This is a genomic window from Amycolatopsis sp. NPDC003865 (assembly GCF_053605345.1).
In genome coordinates this window covers 352512-378371 of the sequence record NZ_JBSGJA010000007.1, presented here as the reverse complement: position 1 = coordinate 378371, position 25860 = coordinate 352512, and the positions used below count along the sequence as shown (strand labels likewise).

Genomic DNA, 25860 nt, shown 5'->3' with positions numbered 1-25860 from the left:
GTCACGTCCTGCCCCGCCACCTCGTCCAGGGGGTGAAGCGAGAAAAGAGGACGAAATGCGCCGGATCCTGATCGTCGGCGGTGGGTACGCCGGGTTCTACGCCGCCTGGAAGCTGGAGAAGAAGCTCCGCGAGCACGAGGCCGAGGTCACCCTCGTCGACCCGCGGCCCTACCTCACCTACCAACCGTTCCTGCCCGAAGTCGTCGCCGGGGCCGTCGAGGCGCGGCACGCCGCCGTGTCGCTGCGGCGGCACCTGCGCCGGACCCGCGTGGTCGCCGGAGCCGTCACGGCCATCGACCACGCGCACCGGGTCGTCACCGTGCAGCCGGCCGACGGGGACGCCTTCGAACTCGGCTACGACATCGTCGTCGTCACCGCCGGGGCCGTCACGCGGAAGCTGCCCGTGCCCGGCGTCGCCGAAGAGGCGATCGGCCTCAAGCACGTCGAAGAGGCGGTCGCGATCCGGGACCGGCTGCTCACCGCGTTCGACCGCGCCGCCGTGCTCCCCGAAGGCCCGCAACGGCGGAAGCTGCTCACCGTCACCTTCGTGGGCGGCGGCTTCTCGGGCGTCGAAGGCTGCGGTGAACTGCTGTCGCTGGCCACCGCGCTGCTCAAGCGCTACCCGGAACTGCGCCGCGACGAACTGGCGTTCCACCTCGTCGAGGCGTCGGGCCGGATCCTGCCCGAGGTCACCGACCGGCCGGGGCGCTGGGTCGTGCGCGAGCTGGAACGGCGGGGTGCGCACGTCCACCTCGACACGCTGGTGACGTCGGCGACCGGCGGGCACGTGACGCTCTCGACCGGCGAAGAGTTCGACTCGGAGCTGATCGTCTGGACCGCCGGCAACGGCGCGAACCCCGTCATCGGCAAGCACACCGACCTCCCGGTCGACGCTCGCGGCCTGGTCGTCGTGCGCCCCGATCTGCGGGTCGAGGGCGTGACCGGCGCCTGGGCGGCCGGCGACGCCGCTGCGGTGCCCGACCTCGCGTCGCCGGTCCCCGGCGCGCGCACGGTGCCCAACGCGCAGCACGCCTACCGGCAGGGAAAACTGTTGGCGCGCAACATCATCGCGACGTTGCGCGGCCGGCCGCCGAAGCCGTACGTCCACCACAGCCTGGGTGCCATCGCGACGCTCGGCCTCGGCCGCGGCATCTTCCAGTACCGGCGCCTGGTGCTCACCGGCCTGCCGGCGTGGCTCCTGCACCGCGGCTACCACGTGCTGGCGGTGCCGAGCTGGGAGCGCAAGGTCCGCGTGCTCGCCGTGTGGCTGACGGCGGCGCTGTTCGGGCGCGACATCCTGTCGCTGGCTTCGGTGCAGCACCCGCGCGACGCGTTCGTCACCGGCGGTGCCCGCCCGGAAGGGAAAGATCTCCCCGCCCCCTTCAAGGTATAGCCGAACCCCGGGCTTGCGGCAAGGCGGGGGTGATCCCCCACAATGGCCCGCCGTAGGCCACCACCAGGGAAAACGGGGGAACGCTCAATGCGGTTGCTGTTGACGACATGGGGTTCGCGAGGGGACGTCGAGCCGCTGGCCGGGCTCGCGGTGGCCCTGCGGGAACTGGGCGCGGACGCGGTGGTGTGCGCGCCACCGGACGACGACTTCGGCCGGCTGCTGGCGCGGGCGGGGGTGCCGCTGGTGCCGCTGGGCCCGACGGTGCACTCGATCGTCGCCAATCCGAAGCCGCCGACGGCCGAAGACGCGTTCAAGCTCGCGCCCCGGCTGGTCGACGCGCGGTTCGAGACGCTCACCGCGGCGGCCGAAGGGTGTGACGCCCTGCTGGCGACCGGCCTGATGCCGGCCGGCGCGCGGGATGTGGCGGACCACCTGGGCCTGCCGTACGTGTTCGCGTGCTTCCACCTGCTCGGGCTGCCGTCGCGGCACTTCCCGCCGGGGGCGCGGCCGGGCACGCCGTCCTCACCGGACGAGACCGACAACCGGGTGCTGTGGCGGCAGGACGCCGAACGGGTCGACGCCCTGTACGGCCCGGCCGTGCGGCGCCACCGCGCAGCGCTGGGCCTGCCGCCGGTGGACAACCTCCGCGACTACGTCTTCACGGATGAGCCGTGGCTGGCCGCGGACCCGCTGCTGTGCCCGTCGGACGGCCAGACCGACCTGGACATCTTCCAGACGGGCGCGTGGATCATGCCCGACGACCGGCCGCTCCCGGACGGGCTCGAGGAGTTCCTGGACGACGGCGAGCCGCCGGTGTACGTGGGCTTCGGCAGCATGGCCGCGTACGCGCCGGAGGGCATCGCGCGGACCGCCATCGAGGCGGTCCGCGCACGGGGCCGCCGGATCGTGCTGGCCGCCGGCTGGGCCGGACTGGCCCCGATCGACGACGCCGTCGACTGCTTCGCCGTCGGCGAGGTGAACCAGCAGGCGCTGTTCCGGCGGGTCGCCGCCGTCGTGCACCACGGCGGTGCCGGCACCACCACGACGGCGGCGCGGGCCGGCGCGCCGCAGCTGGTGGTGCCGCGGATCGCGGACCAGCCGCACTGGGCGGCGCGGGTGGCCGAGCTGGGCATCGGCGCCGCGCACCCGGACCCGGCGCCGACGGTCGGGTCCCTGTCCGCGGCACTGGACACGGCGCTGGCCGCGGAAAGCCGGGCGAAGGCCGTGGGCGCGGAAATCCGTCCCGACGGCGCGCTGGTGGCCGCCAAGCGGCTCGTCGAACTGGCCGGGTGAGCCCCGGGGCGGCACTTTCACGTGAAAGTGCCGCCCTCGGGCCTCAGCCCGCGAACGGGCTCGCGTCGATCGCGCAGGTCTTGCCCGCCGCCGGGAACGTCCCGGAGATCAGGTACTCCCGCTTCACCTGCTCGGTGCAGGTGCTCGGCACGTACATCGACGAGTGGCCGTACCCCTCGGTGACGAACACCCGGGCGCGGGCCAGTTCCGCGGCCCCGTCACGGGCGCCGTGGAGCGGGGTCGACGGGTCGTAGCGGTTGTTCAGTACCAGGATCTCCGCCGACGTCGGGCGGTTCCACGGACCGGTGTAGCGGTCGGTGTCCTTCGCCTGCCAGAACGCGCAGCTCATCATGTCCAGCACCGCGATCCGGCCGAAGTACGGCACCCGCTGGTCTTCCGACTCCGCGTACCGGCTGTAGATCGCCGGGTCGGTCGGGACGTCGCTGTCACTGCACTGGATCGCGTTGAACGCCTCGGTGCGGTTGGACGTGTACGGCTCGCCCGTCTTGAACGCCGCCGCCGTACGAGGGGCCTCGTAAAGCCGCTGCAGCAGCGAAGCGATGTCCGGCCAGCCCCGCGAGTCCGACAGGTCCGCCGCGGCGTTGATGATCCCGGAGTACGTCCAGGTTTCGCCGTCCACGGTGATCGGCGCCTGCTTCGCGCGGGCGGTCAGGGCAGCCCACTTCGCCTTCGGGTCGCCCGGGGAGAACGCGCACTTCGGGCCGGCTTCCGCGCACAGGCGCAGGAACTGCTCGAACGTCTGCGAGATGCCGGTGGCGACGTCCTGACGGGTGTCGAGCGGGACGGTCTTCCCGGTGCCGTCGCGGCCGGTGGAGTTGCCCGCGAAGTCCATCGTGCCGTCGAACGCCATCGCCCGGATCCGGTTCGGGAACAGGTTCGCGTACGTGGCGCCGAGCTGGGTCCCGTAGGAAATGCCGTGGTAGGTCAGCTTCGCGTCGCCGACCGCGCGGCGCAGCAGTTCGAGGTCCCGGGCGGTGTTGGCCGTCGAGACGTGCTCGAGGATCGGGCCCGCCTTCGCCGAGCAGCGGTCGGCGAGTTCCTCGGACTTGGCGTAGAAAGCCGCGTTGCCGCTGGGATCCCCCGGCATCTCCGGGAAGGAGCCGAAGAACGCCTCCTGCTCGGCGAGGGTGTCGAAGCAGCGGACGGCGGTGCTGTGCCCGATGCCGCGCGGATCCCATGACACGAGGTCGAACCGCGCGCGCAGCTCGTCGGAGAAGAGCCACGGCCACTTCCCGCGCTCCCGCAGGCGTTGCAGGCCGGACGCGCCGGGGCCGCCGAAGTTGACGAACAGCGTGCCGATCTTGTGCGCGGGATCGGTGGCGGGCAGCTTGATGAGCGCGAGGTCGATCTTCGCGCCGGCGGGCCGGTCGTAGTCCAGCGGCACCGAAGCGGTGGCGCACTGGAAGCCGTCTTCGCAGCCGGTCCAGCTCAGCTTCGGCGTGGGAACGCTGTCGACGGAGGCGGACGCCACCGCCGGACCGGCCACGACGGCCATCGAGACCCCGAGCGCGACGACGATGCCGCGCACGAGGGCTCCCCCAGTGAATCGACGCACGAAAAACCCTTTCGTCGGAGGAAACGATCACCCCCACAGACGGGCGAGGGGGTGATCGGGTTGGCAGCCGGGCCGAAAAGATCACGGCCGCCTCTGGGTTGTTCGCGCGGAGCCCGGGCAGGGTTCCCGCCCGCTCGCCTGAGCACTGGCGCGGACTTGCACCGCTTAGCTATAGTACTAGGCAACTAGATAAATGGAGTTGCCGATGATCGAATTCCACCTCGACGCCCGGTCGGGTCTCTCGCCGTACCAGCAGCTGGTCCAGCAGGTGCGGCACGCGCTCCGCCTGGGCCTGCTCAGCGAGGGAGACCAGCTCCCGAAGGTCAAGGACGTGGTCGCCTCCCTCGCGATCAACCCGAACACCGTGCTCAAGGCCTACCGCGAACTGGAGCACGACGGCCTCGTCTCGGCCCGGCCCGGTGTCGGCACGTTCGTCACCGCGACGCTCAACGGCGGTGCCTCCTTCGCCGTGCTCGGGTCGCTGCGGCAGGACCTGCGCCGCTGGCTGGGCAAGGCCCGCAAGGCCGGTCTCGACGAAGAGAGCATCGAGGCCCTGCTGATGTCCACGTTTCGCGACTCCGCCAGAGAGGACATAGCGTGACCGTCCTGACCGCCCGGGGACTGGGCAAGAAGTACAAGCGCAAGTGGGCGCTGACCGGCTGCACACTCGAAATCGAAGCCGGACACGTCACCGGGCTCGTCGGCCCCAACGGCGCCGGCAAGTCCACCCTGCTGAACATCGCCGCCGGCATGCTGGAGCCGACCACCGGCAGCGTCGAGGTGTGCGGCGGGGTGCCCGGCAGCGGGCCGGACCAGCTGGCGAAAGTCGGCTACGTCGCCCAGAGCACGCCCGTCTACACGGGACTGACCATCGAAGAGCACCTGCGGCTCGGCGCGCACCTCAACCCGCGCTGGGACTCCGCGCTCGCCGCGAAGCGGATCGAACGGCTGGGGCTCGACCCGAAGCAGCACGCGGGAAAGCTGTCCGGCGGCCAGCGCGCGCAGCTGGCGCTCACCCTCGGCATCGCCAAGCGCCCCGAACTGCTGCTGCTCGACGAGCCGGTCGCCGCGCTGGACCCGTTGGCGCGGCGGGAGTTCCTGCAGGACCTCATGGAAGCCGTCGCCGAACACGAGCTGTCGGTCGTGATGTCCTCGCACCTGGTCAACGACCTGGAACGCGTCTGCGACCACCTCGTCGTGCTGGTGGCGTCGCAGGTCCGGGTGATCGGCGAGGTCGAAGAGCTGCTGGCCACGCACCACCGGCTGTCGGGGCCGCGCCGTGACGTCGGCACGCTGCCGGCGGACCAGTACGTCGTGTCCGAGAAGCACACCGACCGCCAGACCACCGTGCTCGTGCGCACCGAGGCGCCGATCCTCGATCCCGCGTGGACGGTCGCGCGGATCGGGCTGGAGGACCTCGTCCTCGAGTACATGAGCAACCCCGCCGCCGCCCGCCCCGCACTGGAGGTCTTGAAATGACCTGGCTGACCTGGCGCCAGTTCCGCCTGTCCGCGCTGTCGGTGTTCGCCGCGCTGGTCCTGATCGGCGTCGCGCTCGCCATCACCGGACCGGAGCTGGTCGGGCGCACGGACTTCTCCGACCAGGACGTCCTCTTCGGCGGCACGATCCTGGTGCTGTACCTGCTGCCCGCGGTGATCGGCGTGTTCTGGGGCGTCCCGATGATCACGCGCGAGCTGGAGACCGGGACGCACAGCCTGGTCTGGAACCAGACCGTCACGCGCACGCGGTGGCTCACCACCAAGCTCGGCTTCGGCCTGCTCGCGGCGATGGTGGCGGCCGGCCTGCTCGGCTGGGCGGTGTCGTGGTGGGCGAGCCCGATCGACGCGCTCGCGGCCCAGCAGACCGACCGCGGGATGCTCTCGCGCATCATGCCGGTCGTCTTCGGCGCCCGCGGCATCGTCCCGATCGGCTACGCGGCCTTCGCCCTCGCGCTCGGTGTCGCGGTCGGGATGCTGCTGAAGCGGACGGTGGCCGCCATGGCCGTCACGCTCGTCGCGCTCGCCGCCGTGCTGCTCGTGGTGCCGAACTTCGTGCGGCCGTACCTCATCCCGCCGGCGCAGATGACGGTCCCGATCGTCAGCAAGGACATCACGAACATCACCGGCGACGACACCCACGGCATCCTGGAGATCGGCGTGCGGAACCCGGCCGGCGCGTGGGTGCTGGCGAACGAGACCATCGACCCGGCGGGCAGCGTCGCCGAGCCGCTGCCGGACTTCATCCAGACGTGCGCCCCGCGGCCGGGCCAGGGCCCGCCGGAGCGCGGGAGCATGGAAGCGTGCATGGGCCAGCTCGGCCAGCACGGCTACCAGCAGCGCCTGACCTACCAGCCGGGTTCGCGGTTCTGGCCGCTGCAGTGGCTCGAGCTCGCGCTCTACCTCGCCATGACCGCACTGCTCACCTGGTTCTGCTTCCGCCGCGTCCGCCACCTTTCCTGACGACGATTCCTGGGGGAATCATGCGCACCCTCGCGGTAGCCACCGCTTTGGCACTCACCCTCTCCGCGTCGCCGGCCGCTTCGGCGGCCACGGCGCCCCACCTGCCCCGCCCGACCGGCCACGAGCCCGTCGGCGTCAGCTCACTGTCCGTTGTGGACAGATCACGACCCGATCCCTGGGTACCGGCGGTGCCCTACCGGGAGCTGATGGTCTCGCTCTTCTACCCGGCCGCCTCGGCGAACGGGACCACGAAGCAGTACATGACGCCGCTGGAGTCCGAGCTCAACCTCGACCGGGAAAACATCCCCGGGCTGCCCCTGGACGTCCTGAGCACCGTCCGGACGAACGCCGTCGTCGACGCGAAGCCGGCCGGGCGGTGGCACGGCCTGCCGCTGGTCGTGCTGTCACCGGGCTGGACGCAGCCGCGCGCCACGCTCACCGCGCTGGCCGAGGAGCTCGCCAGCCGCGGGTACGCCGTCGCCGCGATCGACCACACCTACGAAAACCGCGCGACGACCTTCCCCGACGGGCACGTCACCGGCTGCGCCGCCTGCGAAGTCGACGACCAGCCCGGGTTCTGGGAGAAGTTCGCGCAGGTCCGGTCGAAGGACACGTCGTTCGTGCTCGACGAGCTGCTGCGCTCGAAGAAGTGGGGCGCCCTGATCGACCCGGCACGGATCGGCATGACCGGCCACTCCGCAGGCGGGGCGATCACGACGCAGGCGATGCTGGCCGACCGGCGCATCCGGGCCGGCGCCGACCTGGACGGGAGCATCCACGTCCCGCTGCCGGCTTCGGGGCTGTCGCGGCCGTTCCTGTTCCTGGGCAGCATGGACGACTACGTGCCGGGTCAACCGGGTCCGTACGACGACTGGGAAACGGACTGGACGCACCTCACGGGGTGGAAGCGCTGGCTCATGGTCTCCGGCACCGTGCACGCCTCGTTCACCGACCTCGGCGTGCTGGCCGAGCAGCTCGGCGTCGACCTCGGCGCGTCGATCGACGCGGACCGCGCGCTGGCGATCACCCGCACCTACGTAAGCGCTTTCTTCGACCTGCACCTGCGGTGCCGGCCCCAGCCGCTGCTGACCGCGCCGTCGCCCGCCTACCCGGAAGTGACGTTCATCGGATGAAGACCACGATCTTGACGGCGGTCACCGCGCTGGCCTTGAGTTCACCCGTGGCCCCGCCGCACTCCACGGAGGTCGATTCCGCCATGACGCTCTCCCTGCCCGCGCCGACCGGGCACCGCCCGGTCGGCAGCACGCCGGTGTACCTGAAGGACGTCTCGCGCCCGGACCCCTGGGTGCCGTCGGTGCCCTACCGGGAACTGATGGTCTCGCTCTTCTACCCGGCGGCGTCCGCGCACGGGCCGAAGACGCGGTACCTCACCTCGGCCGAATCCGCGGCGCTGCTGCGGGACAGCGGCCTGGCCGTGCCGCCGGACCTGCTCACCGGGGTGGTGACCAACTCGGTGGCCGGGGCCCGGCCGGCCGGGCACCACCTGCCGCTGGTGGTGCTTTCACCCGGCTACACCAAGCCCCGCGCCACGCTCACCGCGCTGGCCGAGGACCTGGCGAGCCACGGATACGCCGTCGCGCTCGTCGGCCACACCTACGAGAACACCGGCACGAGCTTCCCCGACGGGCACTTCGCCGGGTGCGCGTCCTGCGAGGTGCCGCACGACGACGCGTTCTGGACGAAACTGGAACTGGGCCGGGCCGCGGACGTGTCGTTCGTGCTCGATTCCCTGACCCGCTCGAAGCAGTGGGGCCCGCTCGTCGACGCGGCGCGGATCGGCATGGCCGGGCACTCCGTGGGCGGCGCGAGCGCGATCCCCGCGATGGTCGCCGACGCCCGGATCCGGGCCGGGATCGACATCGACGGGTCGACGCACGTCCCGCTCACCGCACCCGGGCTGGCCCGGCCGTTCCTGTTCGTCAACCACGAGCAGGTTCCGGCGTGCGCGCCGGGGAACGTGGACTGGGAACGGGACTGGGCGCAGCTGACGGGGTGGCGGCGCTGGCTCGAGGTGGCGGGCACGCAGCACGCGTCCTTCACCGACGTGGGCCTGATCGGGGAACAGCTCGGCGCCGACCTGGGCACGACGAGCGCCGAGCGGGCGCAGGAGATCACGCGGACGTACGTGAACGCGTTCTTCGACCGGCACTTGCGGGGCGAGGCGCGGCCGGCGCTCGACACGCCGGCCTACCCGGAAGTCTCGTTCTGCCGCTGAGAACGGCGGAAGCGGCACGCGTTGGGGGTGTGCCGCTTCCGCCGGGCTGCCTACCGCGCGAGCACCTCGGCCGGCGGCCGCGCCTGTGCCGACCGCCGGCGGGGTCGAGGCTCGGCCGCCGGAGCCGGTCCGCCGCGGCCCAGGAAGCCGTAGCCCGCGCCGACGATCAGGCCGCCGCCCACGAGGTTGCCCAAGCCGACCAGCACCAGGTTGACCGCGAACGCGCCGAACGTCGCTCCCGGCACGCCTTCGAACAGGCCGAGGGAGAACATCGTCATGTTGGCCACCACGTGCTCGAACCCCGAACCGATGAACGCGAGCAGGCACCAGAAGAGCAGCACCAGCTTCGCGCCGTCCGACTTCGTGCGGGCCGCCATCCAGACCCCGAGGCAGACCAGCAGGTTGCAGAGCACGCCGCGGAAGAAGAGCATCGCTGCCGATTCCGCCGTCTTCGCCTTGACCGTCGCGGCGAGCAGCGCGGCGGCCGGGGCGGCGTGGCCCGGAGTCGCGCCCGCCTGCAGGATCCCGCTTTCGTGCACCAGCCACGCGAACCCGGCCGAGCCGGCCAGGTTGCCCGCGAACGACCCGGCGATCACCGCGATCCCCCGGCCCACCCCGGTGCGGCGCGCGAACGCGCCCTGCACCATCGTCATCATGTTGCCGGTCGACAGCTCGCCGCCGGCGAACACCACGAGCGTCAGCGCGATCCCGAACACCAGCCCTTGCACGAGCTTCGTCCACGGCGACTGCGCCGCGTTCAACGGCCCGGTCACGGCGAGCAGCACCACCACGGCGATCCCGATGTACGCGCCCGCCAGCGCAGAGCTCAGCAGGTACCGGCCCGGCCGCCGCAGTTCGGCGCTCTTGCTCCGCGCGGCTTCCGCCTGGACACTGAGGGCTTCGGAAATCGGGACGGGCACGGTGCTCCTCCTGGCGGTCTCGGTTGCGGCGATCGGACGATCACCGGCCCCAGTCGAATCGCCGCCCGCTGCGACGCGGTGAACCCGGCATCACGGCCTCGTGAGCGGCTCCGCACCCGCGCTCCGGTTTCCGGTGAGAACGGTCATCCGGCACGAAACTCGAAGATCGAACGTTTGCCGCGATCACGCCGATACTGGACACCGTGTACGAGACGCTCTCGCTGCTCGCCGCGCTCGCCAGCGCCGTCGCCGCGGTCGTCGGCACCTGGGTCGCGGTCGCCCAGTGGCGGGCGTCGCGGCCGGCCGCGCCCGCGCGTCCCCCGGCGCCGCGTTCGCCGGCACCGCCTTCCCCGGCACCACCGCGTGAGACCGCGGCCGGACGCCCGCCCGGCCGCGGTCTCACGCGCACCGCCGCGGTGGCGGTCACCCTCGGCACGGTCACCGCCGTGTCCTCGGCGCTGGGCGACGTCGTCTTCGGGCTCCAGCAGCAGGACTCCACCTCCGGTCAGGAGGCGCTGCTCAGCGTCCTGCTGGGCGCCGCCGTCCTGGCCGGCCTGGCCGCGACGCTGCTCGGGCTCGTCCTGATCGCCGCCGGCCTGGGGAAACGGCAGCGGAAGCTGGTCCGGCTCGGCCTGCTCGCCGTCGTGCTGAGCCAGACGTTCTGGCTGGCGACCTGGCTGACCACGTTCCTGTAGCGCCTCAGAGCTTGCCGCCCGCGACCGGCGGCATGTCCGGCGCGTCCTCGACCCCCGTCGCGGCCTCGCGGTAGAGGTGGTTTTCGACCTCGAAGAGGTTGTCCGCGGCGCGCTCGACGACCGTGAGCAGTGTGGACATCTGGGCCACCTCTTCGACCTGCTCCTTGAGGAACCAGGCCACGAACTGCTCGCCGAGGTAGTCCTCCTCCGCCCGCGCGGCCTTCGCCATGGCCTCGATGTCGGCGGTCACCGCGCGCTCCTGGTCCAGGGCCAGCTCGATGGCCTCGTGGACGCTCGAGAAGTCGTTCCGGACGTCGCCGCTGCCCGGGATCGCCACCGGCTGGCTGCGGTCGAGCAGGTACTGGACCATGGCGAGCGCGTGGTTGCGCTCCTCGATCGACTGCCGGTAGAAGCGTTTCGCCAGCCTCGGCAGATCGCGGGCGTCGAACCAGACGGCGAGGGCGACGTACTGCTGCGCGGCGGTGAACTCGTGCCGGATCTGCGCCTGCAGGAGTTCGGAGAACTTCGAACGCTGGGTATCGGCCATGTCCCACAAGGTACGGCCTGCCCGGCCGCCGGGGCTACGAGCCGCGGGCGCCCCGGACGCTGTCCTTCACGGCGTCGAGCAGCTCGTTGCGGGCCGCGGTCAAGGCCCGGTACTCGGGTTTCCCGGGGTTGATCAGCTCGTGCCACAGGGAAACGACCGCGGCGCCGCGGTCTTCCAGCTCGTGTGCCTTGGCGATCACCGCCGGTGTCCCGATCACCTCCAGCATCGCGACCTGCTCCCGCAGTCCCGCGAGCGCCTCGGCGCCGGCCTGGTACCTCGACCGGCGGTCGTCCTCTTCGGTGAGCACCTGGTACCGGAACGCGGTGATCCGCCCGAAGTACCGGGTGATCTCCAGGTAGGCGTCGCGGAGGTCGCGGTCCCACTGGCGCCGGTCTTCGCGGTTCAGCCGCCGCCGATCGCTCAGCGCGGTCGCGACGAACGCGATCACCGCGCCCGCGAGCAGGAAGCCCCCGGCGATGACGGGAACGCCCCACCAGGGCGCGGAACCCGGTGCGGCTGGGGCGAGGGCGGCGGGCACCGGCGGCAGCATGCGGGCACGATACCGGGGAACGGCGGCAAATCCGCCTGAAGATTTTCGCCCGGGAGCTACGATCCGCGGGTGCCGAGCCACCTGCCCGACCTCTCCGGGACCGTCACCTGCGTCACCGGCGCGTCCGGCACGATCGGCCGGGGCGTCGCCGCGAGGTTCGCCGAAGCCGGCAGCGCCGTGGCCGTGCACCACCGCCGCCCCGGCGCGGCCGACGACCTGGTCGCCGCGATCGAGGCCGCGGGTGGCCGGGCCCGCGCCTTCACCGCCGAACTGACCGACGACGACGCCTGCCACGCACTGCTGGCCGCCGTCGCGGAGTGGGGCGGCCGGCTCGACGCCCTCGTCAACAACGCCGGCGCCCAGCCCGTCGAACCCCTCGCGGACCTGACCGCGCACCAGTGGCGCGCGATGCTCGACACGACGCTGACCAGCGCGTTCTCCTGCACCCAGGCCGCCGCGACGCTCCTGCGCGACGGCGGCAGCGTCACCCACGTCGCGTCGATCGAAGCCCGGCAGCCCGCGCCCGGGCACGTCCACTACAGCGCGGCCAAGGCCGCGCTCGTCATGCACGCCCGGGGCGCCGCGCTGGAGTACGGCCCGCGCGGGATCCGCGTCAACACCGTGTCGCCCGGGCTCATCGCGCGCACCGGGCTCGAGCGGGACTGGCCCGAGGGTGTCGAACGGTGGCGGCGCGCCGCGCCGCTGGGCCGGCTCGGCACCCCCGAAGACGTCGGCAACGCCTGCGTCTTCCTGGCCTCGCCGCTGGCTTCCTGGGTCACCGGCCACGACCTCGTCGTCGACGGCGGGGTCACCGCGCGCCCGACCTGGTAACCTGGAACACGTTCTAGTTCCTGGGGGCGCGATGACCTTCCCGATCGTCGACGGCGTGCCGCCCGGGCGCGCGCTGCTGGGGTCCCGGATCCGCGAGCTGATCGAAGCTTCGGTGTGCGCGGGCGACGACGCCGACCTGGCCGCCGCCGCGAGCCGCGTCGAAGCCGTCACCGCCGCGCTGCGGGCGACCGGCGGCGCACCGCCGCTGCTGCTGGCCGCGCTCGAAGGCGGCGGTCACCTGAGCGTCAACAACCCGCTGGAAGGGCCGGGGAACCCGCTGGCACCCCCGTTGTCGTGGACCCACGTGGGCCCCGGGGAGGTCCGCGCGGAAGTCCTCCTCGGCGCGGCGCACGAAGGACCACCCGGCCGGGTCCACGGCGGCTGGGTGGCGGCGGTCCTGGACCACGTGCTGGGCCGCGCCACCGCCGCGGCCGGCTTCCCCGGGATGACGGCGTCGCTGACGGTCGACTACCACCGGGGCACGCCGTACGCGGTGCCGCTCAGCGCCGAAGGGCGGCTCGAGCGCCGGGACGGGCGGAAGCTGCACGCCACCGGCACCCTCCGCGCGGGCGAAGAGATCTGCGCGACGGCCAAGGCGATCCTCGTCCACTTCGGCGCCGACCGGTTCCCGGTGTCCACTTAGGGCACGACGGACGTGTGGCGGGGCGCGTCCGAACTGGACGACGCCATCAGCACCGCGCAGATCGGCACCGCCATCGCCAGCGCCGCCAGCACGAACACCGGGAACAGGAACGAGAACACCTCCGCGCCCGACGGGTCCGGGGCCGCCGGGTCGAGGTGCAGGCGGACCGCCGCCATGCCCGTGTAGTGCATGCCCGTCACCGCCGCCGCCATCACCAGGCCCGCCGCCAGGCGCGGCAGGAGCTTGTCCAGCCCGACCGTGAACCACAGCGCCGCGGTCGCCGCCACCACGGCGATCACCACCGACAGCGTCACCAGCGTCGGGTCGTAGCCGATCGTGCCCTTGACCTCGACCGCCCACATCCCCGTGTAGTGCATGACGGCCACGGCGAGCCCGGTCAGCAGGCCGCCGAGCAGCAGCCGCCGCCACGCGAACCGGTTGCGGACGCCGAACACCAGCAGGCCGCAGAACACCGCCGCCACCGACAGGACCGCGGACAGCGCCGTGCGCGGGATGTCGTAGCGCACCGGCTGCCCCGGCGTCGAAAACCCGAGCATCGCGATGAAGTGCATGACCCAGATGCCGACGCCGCCGATCGACAGCGCGGCGAGCCCGAGCCAGGTCAGCCGGGTGCGCGCGTTGTCCGTCGTACGCGCCTGCAGCGTGCACGCGAGCCCGAGCGCGCAGCCGACCACCGAGGTCAGGTAGGCCAGCACGACGAGCCATTGGCCCATCGCGAAGTCGTCGTGGTCCATGTGCATTTTCCGGCTCCTACTCAGGCTTGCCGCTGGCGCGGCGCGTGCAACGCGACCAGTGCGTACTCGGCCGCGGCGATGAGGGTCTGCTTCGTCGACTCAGGCGAACGCGCGTCGCAGGTGATGACCTGGACCTCCGCCGGGATCTTCAGCGCTTCGCGCACCTGCTCCGGCGGGTGCTGCCGGGTGTCCTGGAACTGGTTGACGGCGACCAGGAACGGCAGCCCGCGCGACTCGAAGAAGTCGATCGAGGCGAAGCTGTCCGCCAGCCGGCGCGTGTCGACCAGGACGATCGCCGCCACCGCGCCGCAGACGAGGTCGTCCCACATGAACCAGAACCGGTGCTGGCCCGGCGTGCCGAACACGTAGAGGATCAGGTCGTCGGCCAGGGTGAGCCTGCCGAAGTCCATCGCCACCGTCGTGGCGAACTTCCCCGGCACCGCTTCGGTCCGGTCGATCCCGATGGCGGCGGCCGTCATCACGGCTTCGGTGCGCAGCGGGTCGATCTCGGAGACGGCGCCGACGAACGTCGTCTTGCCGGCCCCGAACCCGCCGGCCACGACGATCTTGGCCGAGGTGATCCGCTTGTCAGAGTGCACGTAGTCCACTGAGGACCCTTTCGAGCAGGTCGTTGCGTTCGTCGAAGGAGGCGTCCGCGGTGAGCGTGTCGCGGATCGACACGTGGCCGGCGACCAGGAGGTCGCCGATGAGCACCCGGGCCACGCCCAGCGGCACGCCCAGGTGCAACGCGACCTCCGCCACCGAGCGCTGGTGCAGGCACAGCTGCGTCACCGCGGCCAGCGGGTTGGTCGGGCTGAAGGGCGCCGTCCGCCCCTCGGCCGTCGTCTCGACGAGGGCTTCCACCGCCAGGTCGACCGTCGGCCGGGTGCGCCCGGCGGTCCACGCGTAGGGGCGGGCCAGCGACGCCGCGTGCCGCCCGCCTTCGCGTCGCCGGCCTTCGGTCACCGGCTCGCCCCGGGTGCGGCCGTGGGTCGCGCGGGCGTCTCGACCATCTTCCCGACCCGGTCGACCAGCAGCGTCATCTCGTAGCCGACCAGGCCGATGTCGCAGCCCGGGTTGGCCAGCACCACCAGGTTCGAGCCGTCGCCGACGTTCATCAGCAGCAGGAAACCCTGCTCCATCTCGATGACCGACTGCACGACCCGGCCGGCGGTGAACAGGTCCGCGGTGCCCAGCGCGAGGCTGGCGAGACCGGACGCGATCGCGGAGAGCTGGTCCGCCCGGTCGCGCGGCATCGCATCGTTCGCCGCCACCAGCAGGCCGTCCGCCGAGACGAGCGCGGCGTGCGCGACACCGGGCACCTCCTGCGTGAACGCCGACACCAGCCAGTTCCGGGACCCCTCGGCCACTTCCGCTCCTTCCTGCCGGGTGCTCATGCCGATCCCGGGCCCTTCGGGTCGGTCGCGACCCGGTGGCGGGCCGCGCGCATGCCGCTGTAGTGCCGGGACAGGTTGCTCCGCACCGCGGCCGGGTCCCGGAACGACGAGTCGGTCTGCTGCGGCCTGCGCGGGGTGACCGAACCGGGCGCGAGCTGCGCGCCGGGCTGCCGGGTCGGCAGGCCGGACTCGGTGAACTCGAGGCCGTCCAGCGTGCCGACCGCGGCCTCCGCGGCCTGCCGGACGTCGTCGGCGGGGGTCGCCCACCCGCCGGGGCGCGCCGGTTTCGCCGGCGGGTCGGCGAACCAGTGCGAAAGCATCTGGTCGAAGATCGGCGTCGGCATCGGCGCGGGCTCCGCGACGGCCGGCGGTTCCTCGGCGGGCCACCGGGGTTCCGGCTCGCGGCGGACGCCGTCGACGGCGGGCGGCGCCGCGGGCAGCCCGGGCCGCGGCGGCAGGTCGACCAGGATCAGCGCCCCGGGTACGTGCACGCTGGCGGTGATGCCGGCGCTCGCGGTCCGCGTGGTCGTGGGCCGCAGCCGCACGGTGATCCCGTGCGAAGCGGCGAGCCTGCTCACCACGAACAGGCCCATCCGGCGGGTGGTCTCCGGGCTCACCGACGCGCCGGCGGCGAGCCGGGCGTTCGCCGCTTCGAGGTCCTCGCGGGTCATGCCGAGCCCGGTGTCGACGACCTCGATCAGCACCCCGCCGTCGAAGCCGCGGTCGGCGGTGAGCACGACCTGCTCGTCCGGCGGGGACGAGCGGATCGCGTTCTCCAGCAGCTCGGCGAGGATGTGCACGACGTCGGCCGCGGCCTCGGCCTGCACCGACCCGCGGGGCGCGTTGCCGAGCGTGACGCGCTGGTAGTCCTTGACCTCCGACGTCGCCGCGCGCAGCAGCTCGACCGTCGCGACCGGCCCGACCTCGCGGCGCACCGGCCGCCCGCCCGCGAGGACCTGCAGGTTCTCGCCGTTGCGCCGCAGGCGGGTGGCGATGTGGTCGATCCGGAAGAGCTCGGCCAGCCGCTGCGGGTCCTGCTCGTCGGCTTCGAGGTCCTCGATCACCGACAGCTGCAGCTCCACCAGCGACTGGCTGCGCCGCGACAGCGTCATGAACATCTCGCTGACCTGGATCCGCATCTCGGCCTGCTCGCCGACGGCCAGCCGCACCGCCTGCCGGTGCATGTCGTCGAAGGCGCGGGCCAGCTGGCCGACCTCCTCGTCGGAGTCGACGGGCAGCCGCTCGGTCGACTGCCAGTCGACGTCCTCGCCCTCCCGGATCCGCTCGATGGTGGCGGGCAGCCGGCGGCGCGCGGTGTCGACCGCGGCCGCGTGCAGCCGCCGGATCGGGGCGACCACCGAGCGGGCCACGGCGAGCGCGATGGCGAGGGCGCCGAGCAGCGACGCGATCACGAGCGCGGCGTCGCGCAGCGCGTCGGACCGGGTGAGGTTGGTCCGCGCGCCGACGGCGTCGGAAAGCGTCTTCACCTGGTCGTCCAGGATGGTCCCGAGCGCCGCGCGCTTGGCCGCGGGCCCGCCGGCGCCGGGGATGGTCGCGGCGGCGAACCGCGCCGCCACCGCACCGGACGGCAGCGCGCGGCGGATCTGCCCGGTGAGCACCGCCTCTTCGGCGACGGCGGCGGCGAGCGAGTCCGCGGATCTTCCGTCCGGCACCTCTTGGCCGGCGAGGGACGCCCTCAGCTGCGTCAATGCTTTCGTGATATCGGCAGGCGCGTCGAGATCGACATTCCCGGCCTGGGCGACGATACCGGGGATCACCTCGCCCAAACCGACGACGAAGTCGTGGTAGGCGGCGGCTTTCTCACCGGGGGAACCTTCCTGCAGGCGCACACCGGCCAATTTTCCCAATTGATCTTCCAGTGCGCGGGAAAGCTCCGGGCCCAGCTGCGAGAATGCGGCGTCGTGGCGGATCGTGGCGGTTTTGGCGTCGACCGCGGCGGTCTGCGCGGCCGCGCCGCCGTGGATCAGTTCGTCGTCGACGAGGCCGGTGAGCTCGGCGATCCCTTGCACGACAGGCATTTGGTCGCGCACGGCGCTGAGCGCGCCGGCCTGGGCGAGCTCGCCCTGCACGCGCCCGCCCGCCAGCAGCAGCGCGACCAGGACGGGCAGCAGCAACACGACGGAGATCTTGGTGCGCAGCCGCCAGGTGCCGGGATTCCACGACGCGGCGGACCGTCGGCGCAGCGGTTCATCTTCTTTCATCGGTGGCGTGGCTCGATTCGTACCGGTGGCCCGAGAACGATTTCCTGGATTTTTTCCCCCGGAATTCTGACCGGAGACATAACTCCGCGGGCCGCGGTGCTGTCAAGGAACGGCGGCCGTTTCCCCCGTACGCATCAGCTACGCAGGGTAATGGTCGGCGACGCCGCTTTTCACCTTCGCGGAGTGCGTGAATTTCCGTCCGCTTCGGACGGTCCCGGGCCGGGCCGACCCCCAGCCGGCCCGCGCCACTCGCCGTGAATCCGGCGGGAGGTGAGCACGACGGTGCCAGCGGCTCGTGAGCAGCGTCAACAGCCGTGCGGACCTTTCACGCCTGGGTGAAACATCACTCCGCGTCACCACGGCTATCCTCGGCCGGGAAAGGGCGGTGCGGTGCATGCTGAAGATCCACTTCACGGACGCGGACCTGGCGAAGGTGACCATCGCCGAGGACGCCGATCCGATGTGGGAGCTGCTGATGAGCAGTTACCGGATCCGCCGACCCGAGGGCGAGCCGTTCTTCGGCCGGTGGCGCAAGGGGTCGCGCACCGCCGTTCCCGAGTCCGGCCGGCTGCTGATGTCCGCCGTCCCGCCGTACGGGTACTGCCCGGACTTCCTCACCCCGGCCGGGCACGCCACGATCGGTGACGGCGTCTCGGCGGTGCTCGAGACCCCGGCGAAGGCACTGGCCGGGGACGTCGCGGAGCTGGCGGCGCAGGGCACGCGTGTCACGCCGTGGCTGCGCCGGCTGGCCGGCGGCGACACCGGCGAACTGCACCGGCTCGGCACCGCCCTGCACGACTACTACCGCCGCTGCCTGGCCCCGGACTGGGCGACGGTCCGCCACGTCGTCGCCCGCGACCGCCGCCGGCTGCAGGCGAACCTGGACCGCGGCGGGCCGCAGCTGCTGCTCTCGACGTTGCACCCGGACGTCACGTGGACGCCGCCGGTGCTGCGGGTGCGCTTCCCGATCGAGCAGGAGCTGCACCTCGACGGCCGCGGCCTCCGCCTGATCCCGACGTTCTTCGCGCACGGCATGCCGACGACGTACAAGGACCCGGATCTGCCGCCGGTGCTGGTCTACTCGATCGGCCACCCGCGCTTCGACAGCGACGCCGAGCCCGGCGCCTCCCTGGTCGCGCTGCTCGGCCAGACGCGGGCGCGGGTGCTGGTGGCGGTGGCGACCGCCCGGTGCAACACGAGCGAGCTGGCCGCGACGACGGGGGTGTCCCTGGCGACGGCCAGCCAGCACGCGTCGGTGCTGCGGGCCGCCGGGCTGATCACCAGCGCCCGGTCGGGGAAGTCGCAGATCCACGAGGTCACCCCGCTGGGCCTGGGCGTCATCCGGGCCGGCTGACGCCGGGGGTTGCGCGACCCGCCCGCCAAAGCGAACAATCATTCGCCATGGAGTCCCGAGCCAGCTTCACCGCGGAGACGATGGCCCTGCAGCGGGCGTTCGAATCCCACCGCCCACCCGGGCGGCGCCTGTTCGACGACCCGTACGCGACCGCCTTCCTGCGCCCGTCGCTGCGCGTCCTCGCCGAGGCGGCGCGGCTCCCCGGCGTCCGGCACCTCGCCTTCGGCCTCTACGACGCGGTCGCCGGGCCGGGACCACGCGCGTCCGGCATCACCCGGACCAAGGTCATCGACGACGCCCTCACCGCGGCCGTGACCGGCGAAACCCAGTGCGTCCTGCTCGGCGCCGGCTACGACACGCGCGCCCACCGGCTGCCCGCGCTCGCCGGCCGGGCCGTCTTCGAGGTCGACCACCCCGCCACCCAGGCCCGGAAGCGGGCCGTCCTGGGCGCGGGCCCGGAGTACGTGCCGGTCGACTTCGAACGCGACGACCTCGCGGCCCGGCTCGTCGAAAGCGGCTTCGACCCGGGGAAACCGAGCGTGTTCGTCTGGGAGGGCGTCACCAACTACCTCACCGCCGAGGCCGTCGGCACGACCCTGGCCGCCGTGCACGGGCTCGGCGGCGACCTCGTCTTCACCTACGTCGACGTCCGCGCCCTGCACGAGCCCAGCCCCTTCCCCGAGGCGCGCCGGTGGGTGCGGGCCGTCGCGCGGTCCGGGGAGCCGTGGACCTTCGGCCTGCTGCCGGCCTCGACCGGGGCCTTCCTGGCCGAGCACGGCTTCGACCTGCGAAAAGACGTCTCGGCCAGGGAAGCGGGCGGCGGCTCGCGGCTGTACCGGATCGCGATCGCGGCGAGGCGGGCCGATGCCCCGCATCAGTGACGAGCGCCGCGCGGCCCAGCGGAAGCGGATCCTCGACGCGGCGATGACGTGCTTCGAGCAGGCCGGCCCGGACGGTGCGTCCATGCAGGACATCGTGGCCGCGTCGGGGATGAGCGCGGGTGCGATCTACCGCTACTTCGACGGCAAGGAGGCGATCATCGAGGCGGTCGCCGCCGACCGCCACGAGCACGAGCGCGACCTCGTCGCCGCGGCGATCGCGGACGGCGGGCCGGAGGCGCTGAAGCGGTTCCTGGACGCCTACTTCGACTGGGTGGCCGACCCCGAGGAGGCACGACGCCGGCGCGTCACGGTCCACGTCTGGGCCCGCGCCCAGCACGACGAGCGGCTCCGGCGGATCGTCACCGAGGGGCTCGCCCCGCTCGACGACGTAGGCCGCGCACTGGCCGGGATGGGGCTGCCGGACGGCGTCGAGCCGGACATGTTCGCCCGGGTCCTGCTCGCGCTCATCCAGGGCTTCCTGCTGCAACGCTCGTGGGAGCCCGACCTCGACCCGCACCGCTACCGTGACACGGTGACCAGCCTCCTCGACCGGGTGTTGCGTCCGTGAGCGGCTCGCGTGTTAGCCTGACGCCGTGCAGCGCCCGATGACGTCCTCGCGACTCGTAACCCGGCGCGCCGGCTGAACCCAGGTCGCCGGCGCGCAGCGTCGTCGATCGCTCTTCCGGGACCTGGCCCCGATCTCGTTCCCTTCTTTCGTTCCGGGAGATCAGCCATGTCCACGTCGTTCGCCATTCCCGCCGCCCGCTCGGCGATGCTGCTGCGCCGCCGCATCGCCACGTACTTCGTCGGCGGCGCCGAGGAAATCCCGGCGCTGGTCACCGCTCTGGGCGGCCACCTGGTCCACGAACTGTCCGTCGACATCAAGGACGGCGTCCGCGAGAGCAGCATGGTCTGCGCGGTTCTGCTGGCCGCCGAGGAGACCGAGCCGCTGCTGGAGCGGTTGCGGGAGCTGCCGTCGGTCGTCTCGGCGGAACTCGTCTAACCGCGGACGAGGGTGCGCGGGCGCATCGCGTTCGCCACCATCGACATCCCGCCCTCGGTGAACAGCGACTCCGGGTGGAACTGCACCCCCTCGACCGGCAGCTCGCGGTGCCGCACCCCCATCACCTCCCCCGTCGACGACCACGCCGTCACGACCAGGTCCGCCGGCAGCGATGCCGGGTCCAGCACCAGCGAGTGGTACCGGGCCACCGTCAACGGGTTCGGCAGCCCGGCGAACACGCCCCGGCCGTCGTGGGCCAGCGGGGAGCACTTGCCGTGCATCGGCTCCGCCGCGTGGACCACCCGGGCGCCGAACGCCGCGCCGATCGCCTGGTGGCCCAGGCACACCCCGAGGATCGGCACGCGCCCGGCCAGCGCGCGGACCAGCTCGACCGAGATGCCCGCGTCCGCCGGGGCGCCCGGGCCCGGGGAGATCAGCACCAGCTCCGGGTCGAGCGCGGCCACGTCCGCCACCGACACCTCGTCGTTGCGGTAGACCTGGCACGACGCACCCAGATCGCCCAGGTACTGCACGAGGTTGTAGACGAACGAGTCGTAGTTGTCGAGCACGCAGATCACGCGGCCGCCCCTTTCACCGTCACGCCGAGAGCGCGGGCCCCGGAGCCGAGCTTCGCCAGGCACTCCGCGTACTCCTCGGCCGGGTCGGAGTCGTGGACGATGCCGCCGCCCGCCTGCAGCCGGATTTCGCCGTCGCACCAGACCATGCTGCGGATCGTCAGGTACAGGTCCACATGGGACACCCCGAACGAGCCGACCGCGCCCGAGTACAGCCAGCGCCGCGCCGGTTCCAGCGAATCGATGATCTCCATCGCGCGCACCTTCGGCGTGCCGGTCATCGTGCCCGCCGGGAACGTCGCCCGGATCAGCTCGGCCGTGCCGCGCTCCCGGGCCGGCTCGCCCCACACGTCGGACGTCAGGTGCATGACGTGCGAATACCGCTCGACGGCCAGCAGCCGCTCCACCGAGACCGTGCCGGGGCGGCACACCCGGCCCAGGTCGTTGCGGGCCAGGTCGACCAGCATCCGGTGCTCGGCCAGCTCCTTCACCGACGAGCGCAGGTCGTCCTCGGCGAGCCGGTCGGCGCGGCCGTCGCGGCCCCGCGGCCGGGTGCCGGCCAGCGGGCGGATCAGCGCCCGGCCACCGCGCAGCGTCAGGCACGGTTCCGGTGACGCCCCCACGGCCTCGAACTCCGGGCCGCCGTACCAGAAGTGGTACGGCGACGGGTTGATCTCCGTCAGCCTCCGGTAGACGGCCAGACCGTCCACAGTGGCCGGTGCCGTCCAGGGGTTGGACAGCACGAGCTGGAAGACGTCGCCGTCGAGGATGTGCTGCTGGGCGCGGCGCAGAGCGTGGACGTACTCGTCGTACCCGAAGCCGAACGTCCCGGCCCCCACCGCGACCGTCCCGAGTGGAGCGACGACGAGCCGGTCGAGCGTCCGGGCGACCTGCTCGGCCGCCTTCCGGGCCGCCGCGGGGGTCGGGCCCCGGCCGATCACCCGGCCCTCGGTGACCAGTACCTCGGGCAGGAAGAACTCGTACACCGGCCGCCCGGCCGCCGGGTGCCGGCTGGGCAGCCGCTCGAAGTCGCGCGCCGCGTCGTAGGCGAGGAACCCGTACCAGGCCGCCTCGGCGTCGGTCGTGTCCGGCGGCAGCTCCAGCCCGGCCAGCAGGTCCACCGCCGCGGTGAGCGGGGCGGGCCCGGCACCGCCGGGGTGTGAGAGGACGGCGAGCTCGCCCGCGGCCAGCACCGCGTCCCGGCCACCCGGCCCGGCGGTGAGCATGACGCGCCCGGCCGGGCGCAGCGCCGCGGCGGCCGCCACCGGGTCCACTGTGGACGACAGCGGCACGACGCAGCGGTGCAGCCGGGCCCCCGGGGACAGCGCGGACGTGATCATCGCGCGACCGCCGGCACCCGGAACTGCGTCCGCTCGTGGTCGCCGACGGGCTTGCCCATGGCGTAGCGGAACGCGGCGAGCTGGATCGCCCGCGGCGGGCAGCCTTCGACGAAGATACCCAGGTCCCTGCTCTCGTACAGGCAGTTGCCGACGAGGATCACTTCGCCCCGCAACGGCGGCACCTCGACCTGGGGCCCGGAGATGATCGTCATCTCGCCGTCCCACTCGCACAGTTCCCCGGCCAGCGCCCGCATCGCCCCGGCGACGAACCGGCTGCACGCCGGGCAGGCGTTGTCGGCGTGGACGTGGATGCCCTCGCGCGGCACGACGATCTCGACCGGTGCCTTCACCATGTCGAACGCCAGCTCCTCCAGCGGTGTCCCGAGCAGCTCGATTTCGTCGAGGGCGAGGGGTCCCATCCCCCGCGCGTGCGCGTCCCGCAGGTACGCGACGCTGTCCGGGTCGAACCCGGCCAGGGTCCCGACGGCGACGTCGAGTGCGACGGCGTTGCGGCTCGCGGCCAGGAAACCGACCTCGCGGGCCTGCCCGTCCATCGGGTAGTTGCCCTCGATCACCGTGGTCCCGTCGCAGACGACCAGGTCCTGCGGCCGCAGGACATTGAGGTCCACAGTGGACTCGTCGACGCCCGCCATGTGCACGATCCGGGTGGTGTACCCGGGAAGCAGCCCGACCAGGTTCTTCATCGCGTTCGAGTAGACGACGCTCGCGTGCGTGCGCAGCTGCGGGACGCCGATGAAGTAGTCGCAGTCCAGGATGAGCTCGGGGACGGCGATCGGCACCCGCAGGGACGTCGCCCCGGGGATGCCGGTGATGCGCAGCGGCAGGTCGTCGAAGCTGACGACGCGGGCGTACTTCGCGGCCTCGTGGTCGCGCAGGATCTCGTAGATCGCGTGCGTGCGCTCGGCGATCACCGGCCGTGCCCCGTGTTCGGCGACGGCGCGGGCGATCGCGGCCAGCAGCGCCGGCCGCACGTGGAACCCGGGCGCGGTCTGGAAGAGGTTCGGCTTGATCAGCACCTCCGCGCCGGGCGGCAGCGCGGCCAGCGGGTCGCCGAGCAGGTCGAGCAGGCGGGCCAGGCCGTCCGGCACGTCGGCGTCACCACCGACGGCCGAGAGGGCGACAGCCTCAGACATCGGTGTCCTCCACGGCGATCACGCGCGCGGGCGCGGCTTCGGCGCCGGCGACCTTGGTCGGCAGCGCGATCAGCTGCACCACCTGCCGGGTCAGCTCGTGCATGTTGGTGACGTACTCCAGCAGCGGGATCCCGGCCGCCAGCAGCGCGTGGTGCACCGGCGACTCCGCGTCGCCGGGCCGTTCGGTGAGGCAGTCGAAGCCGACCAGGCACGCGCGGTTGTCGATGGCCCACTGCGCGGCCGACGGCGTCAGGTAGGGCGGGCGGTCCCAGTAGTCGGACCGTCCCCAGTTGTGCCGCAGCCAGTCGGTGCGGACGAGCAGCCGGTCGCCGGGCCGCCACACCGGCCGCAGCACCTTCTCCAGGTCTTCGCCGGTCACCTCGTCCAGCTCGCCCTTGTACGACAGGTCGGCGACGCAGGCGCGGCCGATCAGCGTGGCGAGCGGCACCTCGTCGATGCCTTCGGTGCCCGGGTAGAAGTGCAGCTTGTACTCCATGTGCGTCCCGTTGTGCGGGAACACGTGCAGGTACGAGAAGGTGCGCTTGGTGCCGTACGGGTCGGTCTCCGGCGTCATCGAGCGTTCGCTGACGAACTTCGGGAACCAGTCGGCGGGGTAGGACGGCATTCCGTCGTAGAAGCCGTGGGTGAGGTCGACGAGTCGGGGCACCGGGGTTCTCCTTGCTCAGCAGGTGAAGAGGCAGGTGTTGCGGACGTCGGGGTTGTTGATCATCGTGATGACGGTGGTGCCGCCGGGCGGGATCGCCCGCACGCCGCCACCGGACAGGCCGGCCGGAGTCATGAACGCCGCCCACAGCGCGTACCACTCGGTGCGTTCGCCGGTGTCCGGGTCGATCACCGTCTCCAGGTTGGGCCGCACGATCTCCTGGACGAGGGAGCCGGTCCGCGAACCGGCTTCGAGGGTTTCCCGCCAGGTGGCCGCGTCGACTTCCGGGCCGATGACGACGCCTTGGCCGCCGTAGAGGCCGGTCGGCTTGAACACCAGCTGGTCCTGGCGCTCGAGGCACTCCTCGATGCGCCCGGCGTCGGGACCCGCGCCGGGGCGCCCGAGCATCCGGCACCACGGCAGCACGCGCTCGATCGCGGCCCGCTCGCCGGGCTCGAAGGTGTCCACGAACTCCGACAGCATCGCGAGGGTTCCCTTGTTGCTGAACACGTTCGTCGGGGTCCAGACCACGACCTGGCCGTTCTCGTGGGCGCGGAACACCGGTTCCAGAAGCTCATCGCAGTCCGGGTGCTCCAGCATCTCCTCGAGGCCGTAGTAACGCAGGATGACGTCGACGCCCGCGCCGTCGAGGTACGGCTTCCCGGAGCGGAACTCCAGGTCGCCGATCTCCCCCACCCGACAGACGACGTCGTTTTCCGCCAGCAGCTCGGCGATCGCGCGCCGCTGGTGGCCGTACGTCGTCATGCCGCCGGGGCCTTCGACGATCGCCACCACCGGCTCGCCGGCCCCGATCGTCTTGCCCGCGTTGCGCAGCGCCTCGGCGAGGTCGGAGCCCATGTCGAGGAACCCGAGGCCGTGCTCGGCGGCGAACTCCGCGACGGCCGGGACCCGCAGGTACGCCTTGGGCAGCGTGCCGACCATGTCCAGGCCGCCCAGTGCGCTGCCGATGTTGTATTCGAGCAGCTTGAACGCCGAGCCGTCGTAGTAGACGTCGGCGCGGCCGTACAGCGGCGGCGGTTCCTCGCCGAGCAGCCGGGTCATCAGCGCCGCGTGCCGGTCGTCGATGCCGAGCGACCGGCGGAACCGGTCGAAGTCGCCGTCGAACAGCCGCCGCGGCAGGCTGCCGACGAGCTCGTAGACCGTGACGAGGTCGCGGCCGAACGCGCGGTACTCCGCCTCGTCGACCACGATCGGCCGCGGCAGCAACCGGGGCCACGAAAGGCGCTTGGTCTCCGACAGCTCGAGGCTCTCCCGCGCGTGGCGCAGCGGGCTGTCCGCCTCCTCGCACCCGGCGAGGTAGGCCTTGGTGATCCGCTCGGACCGTGCCGACATGGTTACCTTCCCAGGTGGA

28 protein-coding genes are annotated in these 25860 nt (G+C 72.5%); 14 read left to right on the top strand and 14 right to left on the bottom strand.

From position 1 onward, the window contains the following. The first annotated feature begins 55 nt into the window (after positions 1-55). Both ACWEVP_RS19760 and ACWEVP_RS19755 read left to right on the top strand, forming a co-directional pair. On the top strand, positions 56-1393 hold the full coding sequence (locus ACWEVP_RS19760) for an NAD(P)/FAD-dependent oxidoreductase (RefSeq protein ID WP_452063975.1): 1338 nt from the start codon (positions 56-58) through the stop codon (positions 1391-1393). Between the two features lie 87 nt (positions 1394-1480). After that, on the top strand, positions 1481-2686 hold the full coding sequence (locus ACWEVP_RS19755) for a glycosyltransferase (RefSeq protein WP_452063974.1): 1206 nt from the start codon (positions 1481-1483) through the stop codon (positions 2684-2686). Positions 2687-2729: 43 nt separating this feature from the next. Here the strand turns inward: ACWEVP_RS19755 and ACWEVP_RS19750 are convergent, their stop codons facing one another. After that, positions 2730-4235, bottom strand: a complete 1506-nt coding sequence (locus ACWEVP_RS19750) for an alpha/beta hydrolase (RefSeq protein WP_452063973.1) — start codon at positions 4233-4235, stop codon at positions 2730-2732. Positions 4236-4467: 232 nt separating this feature from the next. On the opposite strand from ACWEVP_RS19750, the gene ACWEVP_RS19745 reads away from it, so the two are divergent. Genes ACWEVP_RS19745 through ACWEVP_RS19725 form a run of 5 tightly spaced genes read left to right on the top strand, consistent with a single transcriptional unit; the run spans position 4468 to position 8957 of the window. Beyond that, entirely contained in the window at positions 4468-4863 is a 396-nt protein-coding gene (locus ACWEVP_RS19745; protein WP_452063972.1) for a GntR family transcriptional regulator, read from the top strand. Further along, on the top strand, positions 4860-5741 hold the full coding sequence (locus ACWEVP_RS19740; RefSeq protein ID WP_452063971.1) for an ABC transporter ATP-binding protein: 882 nt from the start codon (positions 4860-4862) through the stop codon (positions 5739-5741). Before ACWEVP_RS19745 ends, ACWEVP_RS19740 begins: the two co-directional genes overlap by 4 nt. After that, positions 5738-6721: a transporter gene (locus ACWEVP_RS19735; protein WP_452063970.1), complete on the top strand. Its 984-nt coding sequence runs from the start codon at positions 5738-5740 to the stop codon at positions 6719-6721. Before ACWEVP_RS19740 ends, ACWEVP_RS19735 begins: the two co-directional genes overlap by 4 nt. Positions 6722-6741: 20 nt before the next feature. After that, the gene (locus tag ACWEVP_RS19730) at positions 6742-7854 is read left to right on the top strand and encodes an alpha/beta hydrolase family protein (RefSeq protein ID WP_452063969.1); all 1113 of its coding nucleotides are present in this window, start codon (positions 6742-6744) and stop codon (positions 7852-7854) included. After that, entirely contained in the window at positions 7851-8957 is a 1107-nt protein-coding gene (locus tag ACWEVP_RS19725) for an alpha/beta hydrolase family protein (protein WP_452063968.1), read from the top strand. Before ACWEVP_RS19730 ends, ACWEVP_RS19725 begins: the two co-directional genes overlap by 4 nt. Before the next feature lie 50 nt (positions 8958-9007). Here ACWEVP_RS19725 and ACWEVP_RS19720 read toward each other — a convergent pair whose 3' ends face one another. Further along, positions 9008-9877, bottom strand: coding sequence for a formate/nitrite transporter family protein (locus ACWEVP_RS19720; protein ID WP_452063967.1), 870 nt, complete (start codon positions 9875-9877; stop codon positions 9008-9010). 203 nt (positions 9878-10080) lie between these two features. Between ACWEVP_RS19720 and ACWEVP_RS19715 the strand changes: the two genes are divergently transcribed. After that, the gene (locus ACWEVP_RS19715; RefSeq protein ID WP_452063966.1) at positions 10081-10572 is read left to right on the top strand and encodes a hypothetical protein; all 492 of its coding nucleotides are present in this window, start codon (positions 10081-10083) and stop codon (positions 10570-10572) included. Positions 10573-10576: 4 nt separating this feature from the next. Here the strand turns inward: ACWEVP_RS19715 and ACWEVP_RS19710 are convergent, their stop codons facing one another. Beyond that, a complete protein-coding gene (locus ACWEVP_RS19710) occupies positions 10577-11119 on the bottom strand; it encodes a ferritin (protein WP_452063965.1) in 543 nt (180 codons plus the stop codon). Positions 11120-11153: 34 nt separating this feature from the next. Then, complete coding sequence (locus ACWEVP_RS19705) at positions 11154-11669, bottom strand: hypothetical protein (RefSeq protein ID WP_452063964.1); 516 nt, start codon at positions 11667-11669, stop codon at positions 11154-11156. An 81-nt stretch (positions 11670-11750) separates the two neighbouring features. On the opposite strand from ACWEVP_RS19705, the gene ACWEVP_RS19700 reads away from it, so the two are divergent. Both ACWEVP_RS19700 and ACWEVP_RS19695 read left to right on the top strand, forming a co-directional pair. Next, the gene (locus ACWEVP_RS19700; RefSeq protein WP_452064017.1) at positions 11751-12500 is read left to right on the top strand and encodes an SDR family NAD(P)-dependent oxidoreductase; all 750 of its coding nucleotides are present in this window, start codon (positions 11751-11753) and stop codon (positions 12498-12500) included. 31 nt (positions 12501-12531) lie between these two features. Continuing rightward, positions 12532-13143 (top strand): PaaI family thioesterase, encoded by a 612-nt coding sequence (locus ACWEVP_RS19695; protein WP_452063963.1) that lies wholly within the window; start codon positions 12532-12534, stop codon positions 13141-13143. On the opposite strand, the gene ACWEVP_RS19690 is transcribed toward ACWEVP_RS19695, so the two are convergent. Genes ACWEVP_RS19690 through ACWEVP_RS19670 form a run of 5 tightly spaced genes read right to left on the bottom strand, consistent with a single transcriptional unit; the run spans position 13140 to position 17517 of the window. After that, a complete protein-coding gene (locus tag ACWEVP_RS19690; RefSeq protein WP_452064016.1) occupies positions 13140-13898 on the bottom strand; it encodes an MHYT domain-containing protein in 759 nt (252 codons plus the stop codon). The two genes, ACWEVP_RS19695 and ACWEVP_RS19690, sit on opposite strands and share 4 nt — an antisense overlap. A 20-nt stretch (positions 13899-13918) precedes the next feature. Further along, positions 13919-14506, bottom strand: a complete 588-nt coding sequence (locus tag ACWEVP_RS19685) for a GTP-binding protein (RefSeq protein ID WP_452063962.1) — start codon at positions 14504-14506, stop codon at positions 13919-13921. Next, positions 14487-14864, bottom strand: coding sequence for a DUF742 domain-containing protein (locus ACWEVP_RS19680; protein ID WP_452063961.1), 378 nt, complete (start codon positions 14862-14864; stop codon positions 14487-14489). Before ACWEVP_RS19680 ends, ACWEVP_RS19685 begins: the two co-directional genes overlap by 20 nt. Beyond that, the gene (locus ACWEVP_RS19675; RefSeq protein WP_452063960.1) at positions 14861-15295 is read right to left on the bottom strand and encodes a roadblock/LC7 domain-containing protein; all 435 of its coding nucleotides are present in this window, start codon (positions 15293-15295) and stop codon (positions 14861-14863) included. The genes ACWEVP_RS19680 and ACWEVP_RS19675 overlap by 4 nt, the downstream gene beginning before the upstream one ends. Further along, positions 15292-17517, bottom strand: coding sequence for an ATP-binding protein (locus ACWEVP_RS19670; protein ID WP_452063959.1), 2226 nt, complete (start codon positions 17515-17517; stop codon positions 15292-15294). Before ACWEVP_RS19670 ends, ACWEVP_RS19675 begins: the two co-directional genes overlap by 4 nt. Positions 17518-17911: 394 nt before the next feature. On the opposite strand from ACWEVP_RS19670, the gene ACWEVP_RS19665 reads away from it, so the two are divergent. The 4 genes from ACWEVP_RS19665 (at position 17912) to ACWEVP_RS19650 (ending at position 20755) form a co-directional block, all read left to right on the top strand. Further along, entirely contained in the window at positions 17912-18871 is a 960-nt protein-coding gene (locus ACWEVP_RS19665) for an ArsR/SmtB family transcription factor (RefSeq protein WP_452063958.1), read from the top strand. 47 nt (positions 18872-18918) lie between these two features. Then, complete coding sequence (locus ACWEVP_RS19660; protein WP_452063957.1) at positions 18919-19752, top strand: class I SAM-dependent methyltransferase; 834 nt, start codon at positions 18919-18921, stop codon at positions 19750-19752. Then, on the top strand, positions 19736-20320 hold the full coding sequence (locus tag ACWEVP_RS19655) for a TetR/AcrR family transcriptional regulator (RefSeq protein ID WP_452063956.1): 585 nt from the start codon (positions 19736-19738) through the stop codon (positions 20318-20320). Before ACWEVP_RS19660 ends, ACWEVP_RS19655 begins: the two co-directional genes overlap by 17 nt. Before the next feature lie 165 nt (positions 20321-20485). Beyond that, positions 20486-20755 carry a hypothetical protein gene (locus tag ACWEVP_RS19650; protein ID WP_452063955.1) on the top strand — a complete coding sequence of 90 codons (270 nt, stop codon included), beginning with the start codon at positions 20486-20488 and terminating at the stop codon, positions 20753-20755. Here ACWEVP_RS19650 and ACWEVP_RS19645 read toward each other — a convergent pair. From ACWEVP_RS19645 to ACWEVP_RS19625, 5 genes are read right to left on the bottom strand one after another with little or no spacing between them, the layout of a single operon-like run. After that, complete coding sequence (locus tag ACWEVP_RS19645) at positions 20752-21333, bottom strand: anthranilate synthase component II (RefSeq protein WP_452063954.1); 582 nt, start codon at positions 21331-21333, stop codon at positions 20752-20754. The genes ACWEVP_RS19650 and ACWEVP_RS19645 overlap by 4 nt on opposite strands. Continuing rightward, the gene (locus tag ACWEVP_RS19640) at positions 21330-22670 is read right to left on the bottom strand and encodes an anthranilate synthase component I family protein (RefSeq protein WP_452063953.1); all 1341 of its coding nucleotides are present in this window, start codon (positions 22668-22670) and stop codon (positions 21330-21332) included. Before ACWEVP_RS19640 ends, ACWEVP_RS19645 begins: the two co-directional genes overlap by 4 nt. Further along, positions 22667-23824 carry a DUF362 domain-containing protein gene (locus tag ACWEVP_RS19635; protein WP_452063952.1) on the bottom strand — a complete coding sequence of 386 codons (1158 nt, stop codon included), beginning with the start codon at positions 23822-23824 and terminating at the stop codon, positions 22667-22669. The genes ACWEVP_RS19640 and ACWEVP_RS19635 overlap by 4 nt, the downstream gene beginning before the upstream one ends. Then, a complete protein-coding gene (locus ACWEVP_RS19630; RefSeq protein ID WP_452063951.1) occupies positions 23817-24491 on the bottom strand; it encodes a cyclase family protein in 675 nt (224 codons plus the stop codon). The genes ACWEVP_RS19635 and ACWEVP_RS19630 overlap by 8 nt, the downstream gene beginning before the upstream one ends. A gap of 15 nt (positions 24492-24506) precedes the next feature. Further along, positions 24507-25841, bottom strand: coding sequence for a hypothetical protein (locus ACWEVP_RS19625; RefSeq protein WP_452063950.1), 1335 nt, complete (start codon positions 25839-25841; stop codon positions 24507-24509). Positions 25842-25860 lie beyond the last annotated feature (19 nt).